Source organism: Sphingomonas trueperi (assembly GCF_040545665.1).
Classification (GTDB): Bacteria; Pseudomonadota; Alphaproteobacteria; order Sphingomonadales; family Sphingomonadaceae; genus Sphingomonas; species Sphingomonas trueperi_B.
Map to the genome: position 1 here is coordinate 36,511 of NZ_JBEPMH010000007.1, position 18,484 is coordinate 54,994.

Annotated in this window: 11 protein-coding genes and 1 pseudogene; 3 read left to right on the forward strand and 9 right to left on the reverse strand. The window is 62.3% G+C overall.

Annotated features, from left to right (window positions below; translation table 11 throughout):
- The first annotated feature begins 13 nt into the window (after nt 1–13).
- Nucleotides 14–1,726 carry a hypothetical protein gene (locus ABIC65_RS19480; protein WP_354310925.1) on the forward strand — a complete coding sequence of 571 codons (1,713 nt, stop codon included), beginning with the start codon at nt 14–16 and terminating at the stop codon, nt 1,724–1,726.
- Between the two features lie 189 nt (nt 1,727–1,915).
- Here the strand turns inward: ABIC65_RS19480 and ABIC65_RS19485 are convergent, their stop codons facing one another.
- The 9 genes and pseudogenes from ABIC65_RS19485 to rfbF all read right to left on the reverse strand — a co-directional run bounded on the left by ABIC65_RS19485 (nt 1,916) and on the right by rfbF (nt 16,126).
- Nucleotides 1,916–2,275, reverse strand: coding sequence for a UrcA family protein (locus ABIC65_RS19485; protein WP_354310926.1), 360 nt, complete (start codon nt 2,273–2,275; stop codon nt 1,916–1,918).
- A 97-nt stretch (nt 2,276–2,372) separates the two neighbouring features.
- On the reverse strand, nt 2,373–2,831 hold the full coding sequence (locus ABIC65_RS19490; protein ID WP_354310928.1) for a hypothetical protein: 459 nt from the start codon (nt 2,829–2,831) through the stop codon (nt 2,373–2,375).
- A 71-nt stretch (nt 2,832–2,902) separates the two neighbouring features.
- Nucleotides 2,903–4,103 (reverse strand): annotated as a pseudogene (locus tag ABIC65_RS19495) (transposase); the annotation flags it as partial.
- A 330-nt stretch (nt 4,104–4,433) separates the two neighbouring features.
- Nucleotides 4,434–11,465: a rhamnosyltransferase WsaF family glycosyltransferase gene (locus ABIC65_RS19500; RefSeq protein ID WP_354310930.1), complete on the reverse strand. Its 7,032-nt coding sequence runs from the start codon at nt 11,463–11,465 to the stop codon at nt 4,434–4,436.
- Nucleotides 11,466–11,603: 138 nt separating this feature from the next.
- The gene (locus tag ABIC65_RS19505) at nt 11,604–12,509 is read right to left on the reverse strand and encodes an NAD-dependent epimerase/dehydratase family protein (RefSeq protein ID WP_354310931.1); all 906 of its coding nucleotides are present in this window, start codon (nt 12,507–12,509) and stop codon (nt 11,604–11,606) included.
- A complete protein-coding gene (locus ABIC65_RS19510) occupies nt 12,506–13,036 on the reverse strand; it encodes a dTDP-4-dehydrorhamnose 3,5-epimerase family protein (RefSeq protein WP_354310933.1) in 531 nt (176 codons plus the stop codon). The genes ABIC65_RS19505 and ABIC65_RS19510 overlap by 4 nt, the downstream gene beginning before the upstream one ends.
- Entirely contained in the window at nt 13,033–14,271 is a 1,239-nt protein-coding gene (locus ABIC65_RS19515) for a class I SAM-dependent methyltransferase (protein WP_354310934.1), read from the reverse strand. The genes ABIC65_RS19510 and ABIC65_RS19515 overlap by 4 nt, the downstream gene beginning before the upstream one ends.
- Entirely contained in the window at nt 14,271–15,395 is a 1,125-nt protein-coding gene (gene rfbG / locus ABIC65_RS19520) for a CDP-glucose 4,6-dehydratase (protein WP_354310935.1), read from the reverse strand. The genes ABIC65_RS19515 and rfbG overlap by 1 nt, the downstream gene beginning before the upstream one ends.
- A complete protein-coding gene (gene rfbF / locus ABIC65_RS19525; RefSeq protein ID WP_354310936.1) occupies nt 15,359–16,126 on the reverse strand; it encodes a glucose-1-phosphate cytidylyltransferase in 768 nt (255 codons plus the stop codon). The genes rfbG and rfbF overlap by 37 nt, the downstream gene beginning before the upstream one ends.
- A gap of 92 nt (nt 16,127–16,218) precedes the next feature.
- On the opposite strand from rfbF, the gene ABIC65_RS19530 reads away from it, so the two are divergent.
- Nucleotides 16,219–17,259, forward strand: a complete 1,041-nt coding sequence (locus ABIC65_RS19530; protein WP_354310937.1) for an ABC transporter permease — start codon at nt 16,219–16,221, stop codon at nt 17,257–17,259.
- 43 nt (nt 17,260–17,302) lie between these two features.
- Nucleotides 17,303–18,484: a lipopolysaccharide biosynthesis protein gene (locus ABIC65_RS19535; RefSeq protein WP_354310939.1), complete on the forward strand. Its 1,182-nt coding sequence runs from the start codon at nt 17,303–17,305 to the stop codon at nt 18,482–18,484.

An 18,484-nucleotide genomic window follows, 5' to 3' on the forward strand; every position in this document is an offset into this window, starting at 1 on the left:
CAAGGAGACGGCCATGTACGCCGCACCCATTCCTGAACCCAACCCCGAATCCGAACTGTCGCTCGCCGAGATCGAGGCGACGATCAGCCAGGTGGCGAGCAAGCTCGACGCCCGGTTCGTGTCGGCGGGCGAGGCGCTGGCCCAGGCCTATGGCATCGTCGAGCGGCTGGTCAGCGCGCTGGAAGGCGTGACCAACGCGCTTGGCCGCGACGCGGCGGAAGCGGCGGTCGATAATATGCGCGCCACGGCGGACCGGCTGGAGCGGCTGCCCGCGGTGCAGGCCGCGCGCCAGGCGGGGCTGGAGAGCATCGCGGCGGGTGCGCGGCCGCTCGCGCATCACATCAACCAGGTGAAGCGGACGCTCGACTTCCTCCGTATCTGCGGGCTCAACATCAAGGTGGCGGCGGCCGGCCGCAACGGCTTTGCCGACTTCGCCGACACGATGAACGTACGGCTCGACGTGGGCGAGATCGAGATCGGCGGGATCGGCATCGAGATCGAGCGGCTCACCGCCAGCATCCCGGCGCTGATCGAAGTCGATCGCCAGCTCGCCGCCGAATGCGTCAAGGTAATTCCGCAGGTGCCGCGCAAGCTCGCCGAGGATGCCGAGGCGCTGCAGCGCCACCAGGCCGCCGATGCCGCCCGCGCCAAGCGGATCGCCTCGGTCGGCCGCGAAATCCATGGCAAGGTCGCGACCGCGATCGGCGCGATGCAGATCGGCGACATCACCCGCCAGCGGCTGGAGCATGTCGCCAGCGGCATCCAGGCGCTGATCACCTGGCGCGATTCCGCCGATCCGGCGACGGCAATCGACGTGGTCGGCCATATGGTCGCGCTGTTCGCCGCCCAGGCCTCGGACACGATCGACGCCTTCCACAAGGAATCGCAACGGTTAGCCGAAAGCCTGCGCGGCATCGCCCCGAGCGCGGCGCAACTGCTGGAGATTAAGGCCGAGGGCGACCGCCAGCAGACCGGGGACGACGCCGTCTTCCTTGGCGCGCTGGAAAAGAGCGTCGCTGATGTCGCCCAGGTCACCGCGCGGCTGCGCGATGCCGACGCCAAGGCGCAGGCGCTGGGCGGCTCGACCTCGGACAGTGCCGAGCGGCTCGCCGAGCGGCTGCGCGTGGTGCACCGGGTGAACGAGGACGTGCACCTGATGGCGTGGAACACCGATCTGCGCTGCCACCGGCTCGGCGACGAGGGCAAGGCGCTGGCGATGGTCGCGTCCGAAATCCGCGGCTTCGCGACCGCGCTGGCGACGATCTCGGGCGAGATCCGCCAGTCGGTCGAGCGGCTGGTCGGCGCGGTCACCGCGTTGCGCGACCCCGAGGCGGAGCAGGGCGGTGACGCAGCCGAGGCGCTCACCGAATCGCTTGCCTGCATCCGCGACGGCGCCCAGCGCATGCGCGAGGGCATGGCCGGGCTGAGCGACGATGCGGCGGCGGTGACGCGGATCTTGGAAACCACGACCAGCAACGTCGATTGCGAAGCCGCGTTCGGCGACGCGCTGCGCGGCGTGGCACTTCGGCTCAAGATGTTCGGCACGCCCTGCTCCGCGCCCGAGGGCGCGGTGGCAGCGGCACTGGCCGAGCTGCTCGACGGCATGGCGCGCAGCTACACCATGGCGCGCGAGCGCGAGATCCACACCCGCTTCGCGCTGCCAGGCACGCCCGCCTCCCCGCAAGCCAGCATGGACCAGGAGGATGACGACGATGGGTTGTTCTGAACGATCCGTCCGGCGCCTCACCCCGCCTAGTCCTCATCCTTAGCGTCCGTGCCGTCGAGCTTTGGAGTTTGGCGAACCCTGAGCGCGTCGCGTGCGGCAGGTCTGACACGCTCAGCCCCCGACCGACAGCGGACAGGCGGCATCGGCGTGGCAGCTTCCGTTTTTGGACAGCACTTGGTCTAGGCTGGCCTAACTTGGGTTGTGCATCGCGGGCATTCGGCTTCCACCTTGCTCTCGACGCCCTGCGCGATACGCCCGTCGGACGTTCGCAGGCATGTGCTGCGCCAGCAGAATGGCGGCAGCGCCAGGACAGTGCCGCCCGCTCGCCAGCCGGGCATCGAAACGCGTATCCGGGTCCATCGGGTCGTACGCCTTGCAGAAGGCGCCAGCAGCACGGTCGACCCGGCGTACCAACCTGGCGCGATCGGCTGCCGTATCGAGCCGCAAGTCGCGATATGCGACTGCCATGCTCGGCGGAAATGCCATCGCGGAAGTGCCGCTGGCGCAAGCCGGCAGCAGTGCGGCGCTGAGGAGCAGCAACAACTTCATGATCTTCTCCTGTCAGGTTGGCGTCGATCGCGCCCCAGAGCAGCCGCCGCGGGTCCGCCTGGCTGGCTTTATGCCCCTTCCTGCCGACGCGGCTGGCTTACCTCAGGCGACGGAAATGGAAGTTCCTGACGAAGGGCGCTCCACCTGAGTCCGCCGCAGCGGCAGATTCTGTCATTTCCCTGCCGTCCGGCGAGACCGCATAGACCCGTACCGAGCCCAGCATCCTGTTCTTCGAAAGGCTCATGACCAGCACATTGGGCACGGGCTGGTTGATCGCGGCGCTGTCCGCTTCCGACAGGTCGCCCTCGCCTGCCGACGCCGATCCGTCGCGTGCGTAGCGCACCGTCATGTGCCGCACGCTGCCGTCCGGCGCGGTGATGTCGACGCTTGTCCGCCACTGACCATCGCCGGCATCCTCAAAGCTGTAGAGGACCCGGCGGGGCGGCGGACCATAGTTGGCCGGCATCCGGCTGAGGTCCAGCTCCCAGGTTCCGAGGAAGGTGGACCGGCCGACGGAGGAACCCTCCGGCCCCGCGACGGCCGGCATCGCGGACATCAGGAGCAAGCCTGTCGCCGAGCAGCGCAGGGTGAAATGCAGTGACGTGCGCCCCTGATTGTTACCAGTCAGAGGTAGAGTCTCGCTCCTTCATGATGGTTGCTTGATGGGATGCCAAGGTGTCCGGGGGCATGCCCCCGGACACCTTGGCCGGCGATCTCGGCGGGGGGCTTCCCGCCCAGTTTCGAGTGCGGCCTGACGTGGTTGTAGTCATGCCGCCAGGCATCGAGCACGAAGCAGGCGTGCGCCAGCGACGTGAACAGCGTCTCGTTGAGGCATTCGTCGCGCAACCGCCCGTTGAAGCTTTCGACGAAGCCGTTCTGCATCGGCTTGCCCGGCGCGATGTAGTGCCATTCGACGCGCCGTTCCTGCGACCAGCGCAGGATGGCCGATGAGGTCAGCTCGGTGCCATTGTCGCTGACCACCGTATGCGGCTTGCCGCGCAGCCCGATCAACCGCGTCAGTTCGCGCGCAACCCGAACGCCCGACAGCGACGTGTCGGCTACCAGCGCGAGGCATTCCCGCGTGTAATCGTCGACCACGCACAGGATGCGGAAGCGACGGCTGCACGTCAGCGTGTCGGAAACGAAGTCCAGCGACCAACGCTGGTTCGGCCCGTCCGGCAACAGCATCGGCGCCCGAGTGCCCAAGGCCCGCTTGCGGCCGCCGCGACGGCGGACCCGCAAGTTCTCCTCGCGGTAGATGCGCCGCAGCTTCTTGTGGTTGGGCGTTATACCTTCCCGCGCCAGAAGATAACCCAGGCGACGATAGCCGAACCGGCGGCGTTCCGCCGCCAGCTCGCGCAGTCGCGCCCGCAAGGGCGCATCATCAGCCCTGTCGGCTGATAGCGGATTACGCGCCGGCTTACGCCGACCAGACTGCACCCCTCCGCAGCCTTTCCAACGATGCTACGCATCGCCGGAACCTTGGGCTGCTCCGCCCGACGCGCGCTCAGGCCGTGACATGCACGAGCATGGGCGACAGCTTCCCGCTTCGCGCCGGGCGTCACCATTTTTTTGACGCCAGATCCTTCAGCACCACGTTGTCCAGCATCGCCTCGGCCAGCAGCTTCTTCAACCGAGCGTTTTCCTCCTCGAGCGCCCGCAACCGCCGGGCCTCGGATACCTCCAGCCCGCCGTACTTCGACTTCCACTTGTAGAATGTCGCCGAGCTCACGCCGTGACGTCGGCACACGTCCGCCGTCGCCATGCCTGCCTCCTGCTCCTTCAAGATCGCGATGATCTGCTCTTCGCTGAACCTGCTCCGCTTCATATCCGTCCGACTCCTTTGCGTCGGACTCTACCTTCTCGCGGTCACATTTCAGGGGCGCACGTCACGGTGATTAGCCGGTCTGGTCCGGACGCTTACAATTTGCGGGCGACACGCCCGCGCCGGCACGTCCTGTCGGCGCGACGGGTGGAGCGGCCATTGGCCTCGCGGCCGAACTGGATCTGGGCGGAGCTCCGCAAGGCGCCAGCGATGCGCAGCATCGCCGGCGGGCTGCTTCGAAATGTTGAGCGGGCGCCAGCACAACGTCTTTTCCGCGAGGCTACCGCGACATCCGCAGCAGCCTCGCGGGTCAGCCGCATCCCGCCATGGCAATTATCGCCATCGCATCGGTTCGTACCCGCCGAACGCCTGGGGGCCGGTCGGCACAGCGCCGGCCCGGGCACAAAACGACCGCCACGCCAATGGCGTTGCAAGTGGATCCCAACCCGACACGCCAACGCTTGTCTGCGATCGAAGCAGCGGCGAGTACCCCACCCGTCGTCCTGTCGCAGCTGCGTAGGCACCAAGCCAAAGGCCGAGATCACCCCTGTCGGTCAATGCCGGCGCCGCCTGTATCGCCTCGACGAGGAAGGACGCGCGGGCAAAGAATGCTCCCCCTGGAGGAGCAGCGATACAATGCGGCTTCATGGCTAAGGCGTAAGGGCCCGGATAAGATTCGGCCTGGCCTTCTAGCGGGGCGATCAACCCACCTGCGGAGTCGATCGCGAGCCCGGCAGCGACGATCGTGCCGTTGGCGACGATTGGACCGCATACAACCGCCAATTCCTCAACGAATTCGAACATCTTCACTGCCTCGCCCGCGGCAAGGTCGGAAAAGATGACTGCATCGGCAAGGATACCCACGACCGCGTCGGGCGGCAGCGTTGAGGCGATCTCCGCAAGCTCCGCCGCGGCGTTCATGTCGGTGACGCCGATGGCGGTAAAGCCAGCCGGGATTGTCGCAGCAGGCGTCGCAAGCGCAACCAGCGGGGGCAGATCGACCGGCAGCCGTTTGATCCACCATTCCTCGGCGCCGCGCCAGATCGGATACGGTGCGGGTTCCGCCTTATTGGTCATCCCCAGCCGGGCGATCTTGCGCGCGAGAACATGCCGAACCGAGGCTGAGGAAACGGTGTTCGCCGTGTCCGTATTGGACGTACTGCTGGCATGGTGGCGCCAATGACACAGCACCCGCGGGACATGAACAATATTCGCGCCGGCAGCCGCAAAGCGATCGACGCTGTCCCAGTCGTGGCAATATTCGGCGCCCACGTCACCATAGACGTCCAACTCCAACGCCATCACGCGGTCCATAGCCACGAGGTGCCAGATCCATGAATTCTCGAGATCGAGCAGCGGATCCCAGGCAGGCCTGCAATAGGGTAGCTGAAGTGCCGCATCAATGACGATGTCTTCGTCACTGTATAGCAAAGCCGGAGCCTTGGCCGAGGCATTGATCGCGGTCGCAAAGACTGCAAGCGCGGTGCTGGTCAAAAGATCGTCGCCGTCGAGAGACACCGTATACCGGCCGCGCGCCGCCTCAAGGACATAGCGCATGCCGCCAACGATCCCGCGATTTTCCGCAAGGCGCAGCACCCGCACCCGGTCGTCTGCCTGCAAGGTCTCCAGGACGCGATCGACGGCCGGCGGAGTCGGACCATGCGCAAGGATCACCCACTCGAAGTCGGCAAACGTCTGCGCCATCACGCTGGCCGCAGTGCGTTCAAAGAACTGCGCCTCCGTCTTTTCGTAAAGCGTTGTCAGAAGCGAAAAGGTCGGTGCACCGCCCTCGCGTGCGTCGGGTACGCCGGCATCGGATTCTCGAGCGAGCCATTCCGGATAGGACGGAAGTTCAACCCCCTCCCCCGGCATACGGTAAGGCTGGGCAAGACGGGGTTCGTATGCCTCGCCAAACCGGAGGCCCATGTCAGGCGAGCGGATATCCCGTTGCGGCATCCATTGGGCATGTGCCGACAAGAAGACGCCTTTGTCTCGCGGCGTCACCTGATCGGCAAGATCGGTCTTGGTGTAAGCACTGACAAAGGGCGAATAGATGATCCGGCTGCCGGTTTGAGCGGCAAAGCCGCCAATCCACGCGGACAGATACGCTATCGGGGCATCGAACTGTAGCGCGCGCTCGATTGCCTGCTTTAGAAACTCGGGCTTGAAAACAGCATGTTGGATCGCGACGGCGCTTACCGACCGCTGCTTCCACATCTGTGCGGCATAGCCTGGATCCGATAGCGCGCGGCCACGATCGGGAGAATCACACCCCGTGCCGAACCCCAGGAACTGACCTCCGTCGATGATCGTCGCCTTGTCGTGCAGTCGGCCACCAACGGCGACGGCATCGGTGTAGAGATCAAATTGCCCGATCGCTTCCCATGCCCATTCGTCGTCATCTGGCTGCGCGTCGGCAAACAACAAATGGACCAGCCGTTCCGCTGCGGCCGCTTCCGCCACCAGATCCCGCAATCGTCCGAGCCCATCCTCAAAATCCATCTGTGCGATGCGATGGTCGACACCCTTGGCGATACGCGGATCAGCCGTTGCGGAACGGGCATGCCTGGTACCGATGACGATCGTTGTGACAGGTTGCCCATCAACGCGCTTGCGCTTCCACCACCAATCCGGCGTGTTCCCGAACAGCGGGCTTGGCGCCAGCGAGAACCGATGTCCCGCAGGATTGCCCGCGCGCATCCGCTCGAGCACGGCACGCTGGGAGTCAAAAACCACGGGCTTGGTTTCCATATTCCCGCCGGCCGTCGACTGCGCGTGGAGACGCCAACTGTAGAGAATATGCGGGACATGTACAGGTACATGACCGGCATTGCGGAACCGAGTGAACGTATCCCAATCATGGCTGCCTTCTGGACCTTGGTCCGAATAGGACCCCAGTTCGATCGCCAGCGCACGATCGATTACGCACAGATGCGCGATATAGCACTGCACGGAGAACAGCACAGGATCGAATGCAGGCTTTTGAAACGGCATGGACAGCCGTTCACCGATCAACTTGTCTTCGTCAGTGTACAACAAAGCCGGATAGTCGTGCTTGTGCACATACCATGCCAGCGTACGAACACAGTCCGGAAAAAGATAATCGTCCGAGTCAAGCGGCAAGATGTACCGCCCTTCGGCGCGCTCAAGACAATAGCGCATACCGGCAATGATGCCGAGATTTTCGTTTACCCGCTCAAGCTGAACGTAATCTCGACGCGCTATGCGGTCGAGCATTGCCCGCGTATCCGCACGGGTCGAGCCATTGTCGAGAATGAACCATTTGAAGCGTGGCCCACCGGCTTGGCGCTCCAGGCTTTTGGCCAACACGTCCAAATAGGCCGGTGCGGTGTTCCACACGGTAGTGATGAAGGTAAACAGCCCCGCTTCGGCAACCCCCGCGGTTGACTGCGCGCGGCGATGCGCCGCAGCTGCAAGATAGGCAGCATAGGTCCCGCCCGGCTCCGCTGTTGGCAGTGCCAGCGAGGTGGGTTCGTCCGTCGGCTTCCTGTTGTGCGGGTCTTTATTCACCCCCTCCGCAATCAGCCGATCCGACAAGTTGGGAACGATCTCGGCGAACGCTTCATCCCAGCTCGCCGGCAAATCAAGTTTGGCCGCGCAGTGGCGCGCGGCAATATCGTCGAGCCGCGCCACCGCAGTCCGCAGTGCTGCGACGATTGCCGCCACGCTCGGTTCGGCCGCGATGATGTTCGCGGAGATATCCGCGAGTCGCGCGGCGGTTTTATTGGCATAGCTGTTGGTGACCACGATGCCGCCACAGCTCGCCATTTCCAGTGGCGGGTAGCTCGGGTGCGGTGACAGCATCAGCGACAGCAGGATGTCAGACTCCCGCATTTGCCGCGCATACCCCGAGAAGCCAAGCCACGGCGCGCATTCCAGGGTGACGTCATGACCGAGCGGCTGGGGCGTGAAATTCTCACCCATTCCGACGATCTCCCAGGTGTCGCCGTCGAAAAGATGTTCGCCGACCGCGGCTTTCAACGCCGCCAGTCCGATCTCGAACAGATTGCGCGTGCCGATCGAGGGGCGTGCGTAGAACAGCAGCCTTCGTTTCGTCCGAGCAAGGGGCTTGGCTTCGATCGCAGATTTGCGCTTCCCCGACGTCGGCCGCGTCGACGATGCTTCGGGTGGATGGAATACCGACCGGTCGAGCGCCGGTTCAAACGCCAAGGCGCTGGCGGCATGATCGGGTTGCGCAAACCTGCCGATCGCGTTCTCAACCAAAAAGTCGCGCAGGATATGAGTATTGATTACGGGAATATGCGGGAAATTATAGGTTTCCAACGCGAGCGCGTAGTGGCTCGATGCCGGATAGAAGATCGGCTCGAAATCCTGGATCAAATAAACGAACGGCTTACCATCGACCAGCGGTGCAGCCGCCTGCGCCATCGTCGCGGTCCACCATGCCGTCGCGAGAAAGATATCGTTTCGGCCGATTTCGAGGGGGCGGCTGCGATCGGAACCATTGGCAATTTCGACATGCGCGAAGCGCTCCGTCTCGCCACTCAGCTCCAGCATCAGATCCCATACCACATCGAGATCGAGCCCGGGCGGCATATCCGTCGAGATGATTCGCACCCGATGACCCAATGCCGCCAAGCGATAAACGATGTTCAACGCGGTGTTCGGCCCGCCCGACAGGCTCTCCTTTCGGACTGCCGGGAGAAGAACGTTGATCGTGGGGGTGCTGCTGAGCCGCGAACTGACTAGCAAGTTGAGCGGGATCGCGGGACTAAGCGCCAAAATCGTCGGCGGCACCGCTTCGCTCTGGTCTGCGAGACTGCCGAAACGGGCGCCGATCGCGGTCAGGTGTTTCGAGAAGCCTCTGTGCGACGCCAACGCCGGCCTGGCTTCCAGCATCTTGCCGCGCCAGGTCGTTCCAGCACCGATAAACTGCCGCAGGTCGTGGTCTACCCGCCCGGTAAACTGACTGTCGAGGATAACGCCATAGCCCAGCCGCTCGGCGTTGAGACACAAATCGAGTCCTGCCTCCGCATCGGCATGGTCGATGCCGATAAGTCGGGCACCACGACGCAGGAGGTCGGCCCGCACACACAAAGCCAAGGCCGGAAATCCCGCCACCGGTCGGCGCACCTTGATGAGATGCGGCGGACAAGCTTCCAGCGGCCACCCGTAAAACGGCGTGCCGACGAAACCGTCAATCCCGGTCATCAGGCCGATACTTTGGACGCTGCCGTCTTTGTGGATCAGCGGGCCGCCGATGATGCCTGCTCGGGAATCGAGTTCGAGAACGCCGACCGCTTCGATCACGGCATCCGCCGTCTCAAGCGCCACAGCCGCCGCAATGATAGCCTTGGCGAAGCTGCCGTCGCGGACCTGATTGATCTGCGTGATCATATCCGCAGCGGTTTCGACCGCGACCCACTCGTCGATAGCCTGCTCGATGCCCGCGGTTGCCCGAAACCTGGCGACATTCTTTTTCAGCGCAGCCGGGTAGACAACCCGACGCCACGCCGGCGTGTCCGCCAGCAACTTCAGATTATGCGCCGTGGCCCCGAGATCCTCCGCATCGAACGGCACGACGAAATCGATCGCGATCGATGGCAAGCTCGCGTGATTGCGGGTCGTACGATACCAACCTGGGACATCGTCGAACAGCGGCACGACTGCGAAGTCTTGCAAAAGGCCCCGCCGTCGCAAGCTGGCAAGGACCACCTCACGCTGTGAATCGACAATATAGTCCTTGGCCGCTGCGTTGCCCGCAGTCGATTGCGCATGGACGCGCCATCCATAGAGGACCTCCGGGACGTGCGCAACGTTCGCCCCGTTCTCAGTCAACCGAAGCGTGGTATCCCAGTCGTGCGACCCGCGGGCGTAATCTTCCGTGTAGACGCCCGCGCGCTCACCTGCCGTTCTGGCAAAGACCAGCAGATGCGCGGCAGGTGCTGTCTGCATCGCCTGCGCCACGGAGTAGTCGCAACGCCAGATCAGCTCCAGCGGCTTGCCCTGTTGATCAACTTTCTGTTCGTCGCTGTAGATCAGCGCCGGCGGATTCTCCGGGTCGCGACGCAAGACATCTGCGATAAGCGCCAGCGAATCCGGATAGAGCACGTCATCGGAGTCGATCGGCACGATATAGTGGCCGATCGCACGCTCGAAAACGAAGCGGTTACCGCCAATGATGTGGAGGTTGCGATCGACGGTGAACAACCGGAAGCGTGCGTCGCGATCGGCGATCGCGCGAATAGCGGCGCGCGTTTCCGGGTCAGTCGATCCATTGTCTAGGATCACCCACTCGAAGTCTTGGAACAGCTGCGCCTCGACGGTGTCGGCGAGGTCATACAGGAAGCCCGGCAGAGTGTCATAAACGGTCGTGATGATCGAGAATGTTGGACCTGCCGTGCCAAACACTCGTTCGCCGCCATCCGCATCGCGCGCCAGCAGGCGTTCGGCCAGACGCTTTTCAAAGCTGTCTCGCCATTCCTCGTTTTGGGGCGGCATCCATAGCGCCTGATGGCGCGAGAAGCGAGGCGCCGGATCTACCAACAGGCCTTCTTTGTTGCCGTTCTGAATATAATGAACAAATGGATTGACGCCGGGCAATCCTGCGTCCGGATGGTTGGCAACGTAGCGGCTAATGCCGAAAGCGGGATGGGGGTCGCGCCGCTCCATCGCCCCGCGCTGGACGAAATGAACGAGCGGGTCATAGCCATATAGCAGCACATCCGGAAACCGCGCGGCGTAGAACTCGCGGTCGAAGATACCTGCCCGCTTGATCGTATGATAATCGGCAAGCTTTTCGGCCGAGAAATACGGGCTGGGCGCGCGCCCTGCCTCTATTCCGTCCGTCAGGAAGTGAACCAGCGGATTGATCCGCGCCGCCGCGACCTCCGGATTGTCGCCGAGATACCATGTCGTGAGGAACAGCGGACTAGGGTTGCGTCCTTCGCTGGCGCCATGTTCCAGAAAATGTGCGTACCCGTTGACCCCAGCGGCTTCAACATCGGGATTATGATCGAAATACCAGCGCGTATCGAACCACCCGTTGGGATCCCGCCCTTCGCTTGCTCCATATTCGAGATAATGCTGCAAGGCACCGACGTTGGCTGCGGCCACATCAGGGTATTGCTCCAAGTACCAGGCGGCGTTGAATAGAGGGCCCGGTTCGCGGCCTTCAGCGATGCCGTATTCGAGATAATGCTGAAGCGGGTTCACGCCTGCCGCAGCGACATCCGGATTATGCCGCAAATACCAGCGGGTGCTGAAGAGCCAGTTCGGGTCGTAGCCAAGCGCCGCACCATGCTTCAGATAATGATCATATGGTGTCATCCCGGATGGGATCGTCGCCCCATAGGCCGCCGTATACCAAATGGAGTCGAACAAGGGTGTCGCCCCCACCTTGTTCGAACTCTTCGCAAGACGCTGTACCTGGCGGATGATCCGCTTCCGCGCCCGACGAACCCACATCCATTTTCCCCCAAAAAGATTTCACGTGGCTTGCCGTAGAAGCCCAAAATTCGTTCATAGTGCGTCGCAGCTTTGACGCCACCACCGCGCCGTTTCCGCTAGGCCGTCACGCAATCCGAAGATCGGGCGAAATCCGATCTCGCGCTGCAACCGATCGACAGTGCCATACAGCAACGGAGGCTCGCCCGGCTGGGTCGGCCGCGCGCCGTAGTGCACGCCTTCCGGTCGCTCCATCGCTTCTGACAGGCAGCCAACGACGTCACGTATCGAAACAGGCGTACCAGAGCTTACGTTGAAAATGCCGCGATACTCGCTGTGCAGGGCAGCGACGAAGGCGCCGGCGACATCGGATACGTGCAGAAAGTCGCGGCGTTGCGTTCCTGCGCTGACTGCGGCGGTACGGCCGTCACGCAGGGCCACGGCAACATCCGATACCAGCCGCCCCGGCGCTTCGCCCGGACCGTACAGCCAGAAGATCCGCCCCCAGGCGACCGAATGTCCGTGCTGTTCGGCGTCGCGCAGCACCATCCGTCGAAGCGCGTCTTTGGCCACGCCGTACAAGGTTGCCGGATTGATGGGCGAGAGCGCCTCGTCGAGCTGCCCCGCACCCGTCCAGTCATATTCAGCGCAGCTTCCCGCCACCACCGCGCGTTTGCCGCCAACTGCGTGAAAGCTGCGGAGCAGGGCCAAACTCGCTGCACACCAATCGAGATTATCCGCCGCGTTCCAGAACTGACCCGGTACCGCATTCCATGCAAGATGCAGCAGATGGGTTGGCTGAACTTTCTCGATCAGCGCGGTAGCCGCCCCGGGCTGTGTGAGATCCGCGGCCACATGATCAACATCGTGACGTCCCATCGGGCTGCGGCTGGAAGCGACTACATTGACGCCCCGCGCGACGAGCTGGTCGATGACGTGACGCCCGACGAAACCACTGGAGCCGGTGACAAGAACCCTCATGCCGACCAATCTGGATATTGGGCGTCACGCTCCGACAGAATGGGATTCGGGAGAGGCCATTCAATCCCGAACGCCGGATCGTTCCACCGTACACCCGCCCCGAAGCCGGGGCGGAAGGCGGGTGTGATTTGATACAGCATGTCCGTGTCGTCAACGAGCGTCTGGAAACCGTGCGCCAGGCCGGGAGCAATATATAGACCCGTGCCTTCATCCGCTGACAGCCGTTCGCCAATCCACTTTCCGCGGGTCGCAGATCCGGGCCGCAGATCGACGACCACGTCCATCAGCGCACCGCGCACGCAGCGCACGAACTTTGCCTCCGCGTGCGGCGCGTCCTGATAGTGAAGGCCCCGCAACGTGCCCGCGCGCGTGTTACGCGACAGGCTCGATTGCTCGAACACCGCCGGCAGCCCCTGCGCGGCGAATTCCGCCGCGCAAAAGCTCCGGGCAAAGAAGCCGCGATCGTCTGAAACGGGCGACAAGGCGACGCGCCACACGCCCGCAATCGACAGAGGCGTGAAGATCATGGGTGGATTTGCACGGTCGGGATTGGCGTCACGAATGCGCACCCCCATTCCCGGACATGGGCCATCTGCGCCATGATCTCGTCCTTCAGGTTCCACGGCAGGATGAGGAGATAGTCCGGCTTCTCGCTGTCGATCCGGTCCGGCGAATAGATCGGAATGCGGGTTCCCGGCAGAAACTTGCCAGCCTTGTGCGGGCTACGATCGACCGTGAACGCGACGAGATCGGTCTTTACACCGCAATAATTGAGCAGCGTGTTGCCCTTGGCCGGCGCACCATAGGCCGCCACGGTCTTGCCCTCGCGCTTCGCGGCGACAAGGAATTCCAGCAACGCGAGCTTGGTATCGACAACCGCATCGGAAAAACGCTGATAGGTCGCGAGGTCCGACAAGCCGGCTGCCCGTTCCGCTTCCAGCATTGCAGCGACAGCGGCGGTGTCCGGGCGGGTAGTATCGTTCTGATGCGCGATATACACGCGGAGCGATCCGCCATGTGTCGGCAATTCCTCGACGTCATAGACCCGCATGCCGTGATCGGCGAACATGCGGCGCACGACGGTGAACGACAGATAGCTGAAATGTTCGTGGTAGATCGTGTCGAACTGCCGCTGTTCGATCAGGCGCATCAGGTGCGGGAATTCGATATTGGCAACGCCACCTTGCTTCAACAGGATGGGGTAGCCGGCAATGAAGTCGTTGATATCCGGGACATGCGCCAGAACGTTGTTGGCCGCCATCACATCCGCCTGAATCCCGCGGTCCCGCAGACGCTCGGCCGTCGCGCGGCCGAAGAAGGCGACTTCACTCTCAACTCCACGTTCGTCGAACGCAACTTTGGCCGTGTTGGCGGTTGGCTCGATTCCAAGAACGGGCACACCAGCTTGCTTGAAATATTGCAGCAGATAGCCGTCATTCGACGCAACCTCGATGACAAGGCTGTTCGCATCGAGCGCCTCTGCAGCGATCATCTTGCTCGCATATCGCTCGGCATGCGCCAACCACGACTGGGAGTAAGACGAGAAATAAGCGTACTCATCCGAGAACATGTTCTCGGCTTTTTCGAAATCGACTAGCTGCACCAGCCAGCAGTTGCCACAGACATACGCATGCAGCGGGTAGAAAGGCTCCATCGCAGCGTAGTGTTCAGGGGCAACATAGTCGTTGGAAATCGGAGACATGCCGAGGTCGGCGAACGATACTTCCAGCGGCGCATTACAGAAACGGCAGGTCGGGTTCATCAATTAGCTCCGGCAAGGGATTCGTAGGCCTTGATCTGATCAATCGTTACGTCGCGTGCGGACTGGCCGGCCGCAACGGCCTTGTACCAGTCGACGGTCCAGGTCAGCCCGGCAGTGATTGGCAGTCGCGGGCGCCAGCCCAGACCAACCCGTGCCTTGCTGGCATCTACCCGCAGCAGCATCGCTTCATGAGGATGCACGGCGCTGTCGCGGGCCCAACCGGCACCAGGTCCCCATGCCTGCACCAGCGCGTCGACAATTCTACCTACCGGCCACGCGTCGTCGTCGGGGGGACCAAAGTTCCAACCCTGCGCGGCCCCCTCGCCGTGATCGGTCAACGCCTGGGCGAGCATGAGATACCCGGCAATCGGCTCCAGCACATGTTGCCAAGGGCGGGTGGACAGGGGATTGCGGATCAGCACGTCGGTTCCGCTTGCAAATGCACGAATCGCATCGGGAACGAGGCGATCCGCTGACCAGTCGCCGCCGCCAATCACGTTGCCTGCACGCCCAGACGCGAGCAATGCACGATCGGATTGCTTGAAGAAGGAGCGGCGATACGAAGCCGTGACGAGTTCCGCACAACCCTTGCTGGCGCTGTAGGGATCGGATCCACCCATCGGCTCGGTTTCGCGATACGGCCAGACCTGCTCCGTGTTTTCGTAGCACTTATCGCTGGTGACGTTCACGATCGCCCGCAGACCCGGGCTGCGGCGCGCCGCCTCGAACACGTTGACCAAGCCCATGACATTGGTTTCAAACGTCGTCACCGGATCGTCGTAAGACGGATGCACCAGTGCTTGCGCGGCCATGTGGAGCACCACATCCGGTCGCGCCTGTGCGAATGCCGCCTCGACCGCGGCCGCATCGCGGATGTCAGCGAGCACGCCGCGCGAACCTGGCCGCCCGATCGCGTCCCACAACGGCTCGCCGCCCGCAACCTCCGCCGGCGGCAGGGCGAGGCCGTAAACATCGGCTCCAAGCAGCTCAAGCCACAGCGCGGCCCAACTACCCTTGAATCCGGTATGTCCGGTGACCAGCACGCGCTTGCCACGCCAGAAAGCTGGCGCTGGAAATGGCACCCGCGTCACCAGATTTTCCACGGCGCATTGCCGCTCTGCCATAAATCCTCAAGGTAATGTTTGTCGCGCAGCGTATCCATCGGCTGCCAGAAGCCTTCGTGATGGTACGCGGACAATTGCCCGTCGCGCGCCAAGCCTTCCAACGGTTCGCGTTCCCACGTCGTTGTATCGTCCGCGATCCGATCAATGACACGCGGCGACAAAACGAAAAAGCCGCCATTGATCCAGCTGCCGTCGCCTTGAGGCTTTTCAATAAAGCCGCGCACACGATTGCTGTCGATGTCGAGCGCACCGAACCGCCCCGGAGGCCGCACCGCCGTTACCGTGGCGTCGCGACCGTCAGCGACATGAAAGTCGACCAGCTTGCGCACGTCGATATTCGCTACGCCGTCGCCATAGGTCATGCAGAAGGTTTCGTCGCCAATATGATCCGCGACACGCTTGAGCCGGCCGCCGGTCATCGTTTCGGCGCCCGTATCGACGAGCGTGATGCGCCACTTTTCGGCCCGAGAATGATGAATATCCATGCCGTTGCGGCCAAGATCGATCGTCACGTCCGCCATGTGCAGGAAGTAGTTCGCAAAATACTCTTTTACAAAGTACCCCTTATAGCCCAAGCAAATAATGAAATCATTAAAGCCCGCCGCTGAGTAGATCTTCATGATATGCCAAAGCATCGGCAGGCCGCCTACTTCAACCATCGGCTTTGGCCGCACTGAGGTTTCCTCAGATAATCTGGTCCCAAGCCCACCAGCCAGCAAGACTACTTTCATATCAAGACCACCCTTAGCGCGTGTGCACGTAACGCCTGCGCGTTTCCCAACGAAGCGCCTCTTTAATATCGGCGCGGCACGATGCAACCGCCTTGCGCTCGAATCCGCCTGCAACAGGATCGCCATTAGAATCCCGCGTCGGATTTTCTGCGAAGGCTGAACCCAAGAGACCCCGCGCCCCCGGGGGCCGCCAGTCGACGCTGGAGCAGCGCAGTCCGGGATTCATCGTCCCGCCCATCGTGCGCAGGCGTTTGAGGCGCGCGCTAACAAGTTGGCAGGCGTCCATTCTCGTCCTATGGGAAGCGATCATCAAGGTCGAAGATTATATGCCCAACCCACCATCGAAAGTCTCACAGCCATCCCTCGGGCAGGCGCTGGCCATTCAGATGCGGGTGATCGGCGCGCTGCTAATGCGCGAGCTACACACTCGTTACGGTCGGGAAAATATCGGCTATTTGTGGCTGGTGTTGGAACCATTGATGTTGGGCAGCATCATCTCGCTGATGCATAGCGGTCAGACCTCCCATGAAGGAGAAATAAATCCGGTGGCGATTACCGTCGTCGGCTACACGATCTTCATCATGTTCCGCGGCATTGTCAATCGCGCGGAAGGCACGCTGCACGCGAACTTGCCGCTCATGTATCATAAAATGGTTGGCGTATTTGACCTCGCCTTTTCCCGAGCCGTGCTTGAACTTGCCGGCACCATGATGGCATTCATGATACTTTTAAGCCTGATCATCTCGATCGGCTATGCGACATATCCTTATCGGCCGCTGCTCTTAATTGCAGGCATAGCCTATATTTTCTTTTTCTCCTTTGGCATTTCGCTGATCATCGTGGGTGGCACGCATGATAATAGACTGCTTGAGCGCATGGTCCATCCGTTCACCTATTTCATGATTCCGCTGTCAGGCGCTTTTTACCAGGTTATCTGGGTCCCGCAGCCGTACCGAGATTGGCTGCTGTACAACCCCTTCCCGCAGATGTTCGAACTGGTTCGCTACGGCCAATTCGAGACTGCGACACTGGAATATGTTAATTTCACATACATCACCGCTTGGACGCTCGTGCTGAACTTCCTCGGCTTGCTAGCAGTTCGTGCGGTAAAGCGACGCATCCATCTGAGCTGACGACGCAGCTAGCCATCAGCATCTTATCTCAAGAGCTCTATCAATGAACATGCACGGCATCTTTGCCCCGGTAATCGACGAAACGCCGCATCACGCTCCTACCTTAGCCTCCAAAGTGCTCGGGTGGCTCCGGCGGCGCCGCGCGATAATGCTGGTTGTATTTCTGCCTACAGCGCTGGTTGCTGGGTATTATTACCTGATTGCAGCCGACCAGTACGTGTCTGAAGCGCATTTCATCATCCGCTCCTCTGACACTCCGGCGGCAATGCCATCGAGCTTTGGATCGCTGCTCGGCCTCGCGGGCGGCATGACGCAATCGCAAGGTGAAGCGCTGAGCGTCTCGGACTACCTCGTTTCGCACGAAGCGGTCGCGACGCTGGATCGCGACATTGGGCTGATCGGACGCTTTCAACGACCCGAAGCCGATGCCTTCAGCCGGTTGCGTAGCGACCAGCTCACGCCGGAAAGGCTGTTGAAATATTACAAGGGCAAGGTCGCGGTGAATTTCAACCGCGACACCGGGATTACCACGCTTTCGGTTCACGCGTTTCGCCCCGACGACGCTTATGCCATTATCCAGCGCCTGATGACGCTTGGCGAGCAGCGCGTGAACCAGCTGAATGCGCGCGGGTATAACGATGCGGTCGGGCTTGCGCGCCGACAGTTGTCAGAAGCCGAAACGGCGCTGGCGAAGATCCAGGAGCAGATGACGAGTTTTCGTCAGCGTCGCCAGGATATCGATCCTGAGGGCTCCGGCAAGGCGCAAATCGGCCTCGTCTCGACCCTGCGCGGCCAGTTAGCCGCCGCACAATCGCAGCTGGACACGATGGGAGCCTTTATCAGCCGGTCGAGCCCGCAGTATATCGCTATGTCGCGCCAGGTGCAGTCGCTGCGCAGCCAAGTCGCTGCGCAAGCCGGTCGTCTGACCGGCGATGCTCCAGCCGATCCTTCGATTGCAACGGATCTTGGCGGATATGAGGATCTCCGCCTGCGCCAGGAATTTGTCGGGAAGCGCTATGAGGCTGCGGCCGCCAATTTCGAGCAAGCGCGCGAACGAGCCCAGCGGCAGCAACTCTATCTCGTCCGCGTCGTGGACGCGAACAAAGCGGTCACGCCGCTATACCCCGAGCGCGGACGGATCGTGCTGACAGTGTTCCTCGCCTTATTGCTCATCTACGGAATCGGCTGGCTGATCGTAGCAGGCGTTCGCGAGCACGCTGCCTGA

What these genes read in the sequence shown, in the direction of transcription:
- ABIC65_RS19480 (WP_354310925.1), top strand. Translation starts at nt 14, where the DNA reads ATGTACGCCGCACCCATTCCTGAACCCAACCCCGAATCCGAACTGTCG.
- ABIC65_RS19485 (WP_354310926.1), bottom strand. Translation starts at nt 2,275, where the DNA reads ATGAAGTTGTTGCTGCTCCTCAGCGCCGCACTGCTGCCGGCTTGCGCC.
- ABIC65_RS19490 (WP_354310928.1), bottom strand. Translation starts at nt 2,831, where the DNA reads ATGTCCGCGATGCCGGCCGTCGCGGGGCCGGAGGGTTCCTCCGTCGGC.
- ABIC65_RS19505 (WP_354310931.1), bottom strand. Translation starts at nt 12,509, where the DNA reads ATGAGGGTTCTTGTCACCGGCTCCAGTGGTTTCGTCGGGCGTCACGTC.
- ABIC65_RS19510 (WP_354310933.1), bottom strand. Translation starts at nt 13,036, where the DNA reads ATGATCTTCACGCCTCTGTCGATTGCGGGCGTGTGGCGCGTCGCCTTG.
- ABIC65_RS19515 (WP_354310934.1), bottom strand. Translation starts at nt 14,271, where the DNA reads ATGAACCCGACCTGCCGTTTCTGTAATGCGCCGCTGGAAGTATCGTTC.
- rfbG (WP_354310935.1), bottom strand. Translation starts at nt 15,395, where the DNA reads ATGGCAGAGCGGCAATGCGCCGTGGAAAATCTGGTGACGCGGGTGCCA.
- rfbF (WP_354310936.1), bottom strand. Translation starts at nt 16,126, where the DNA reads ATGAAAGTAGTCTTGCTGGCTGGTGGGCTTGGGACCAGATTATCTGAG.
- ABIC65_RS19535 (WP_354310939.1), top strand. Translation starts at nt 17,303, where the DNA reads ATGAACATGCACGGCATCTTTGCCCCGGTAATCGACGAAACGCCGCAT.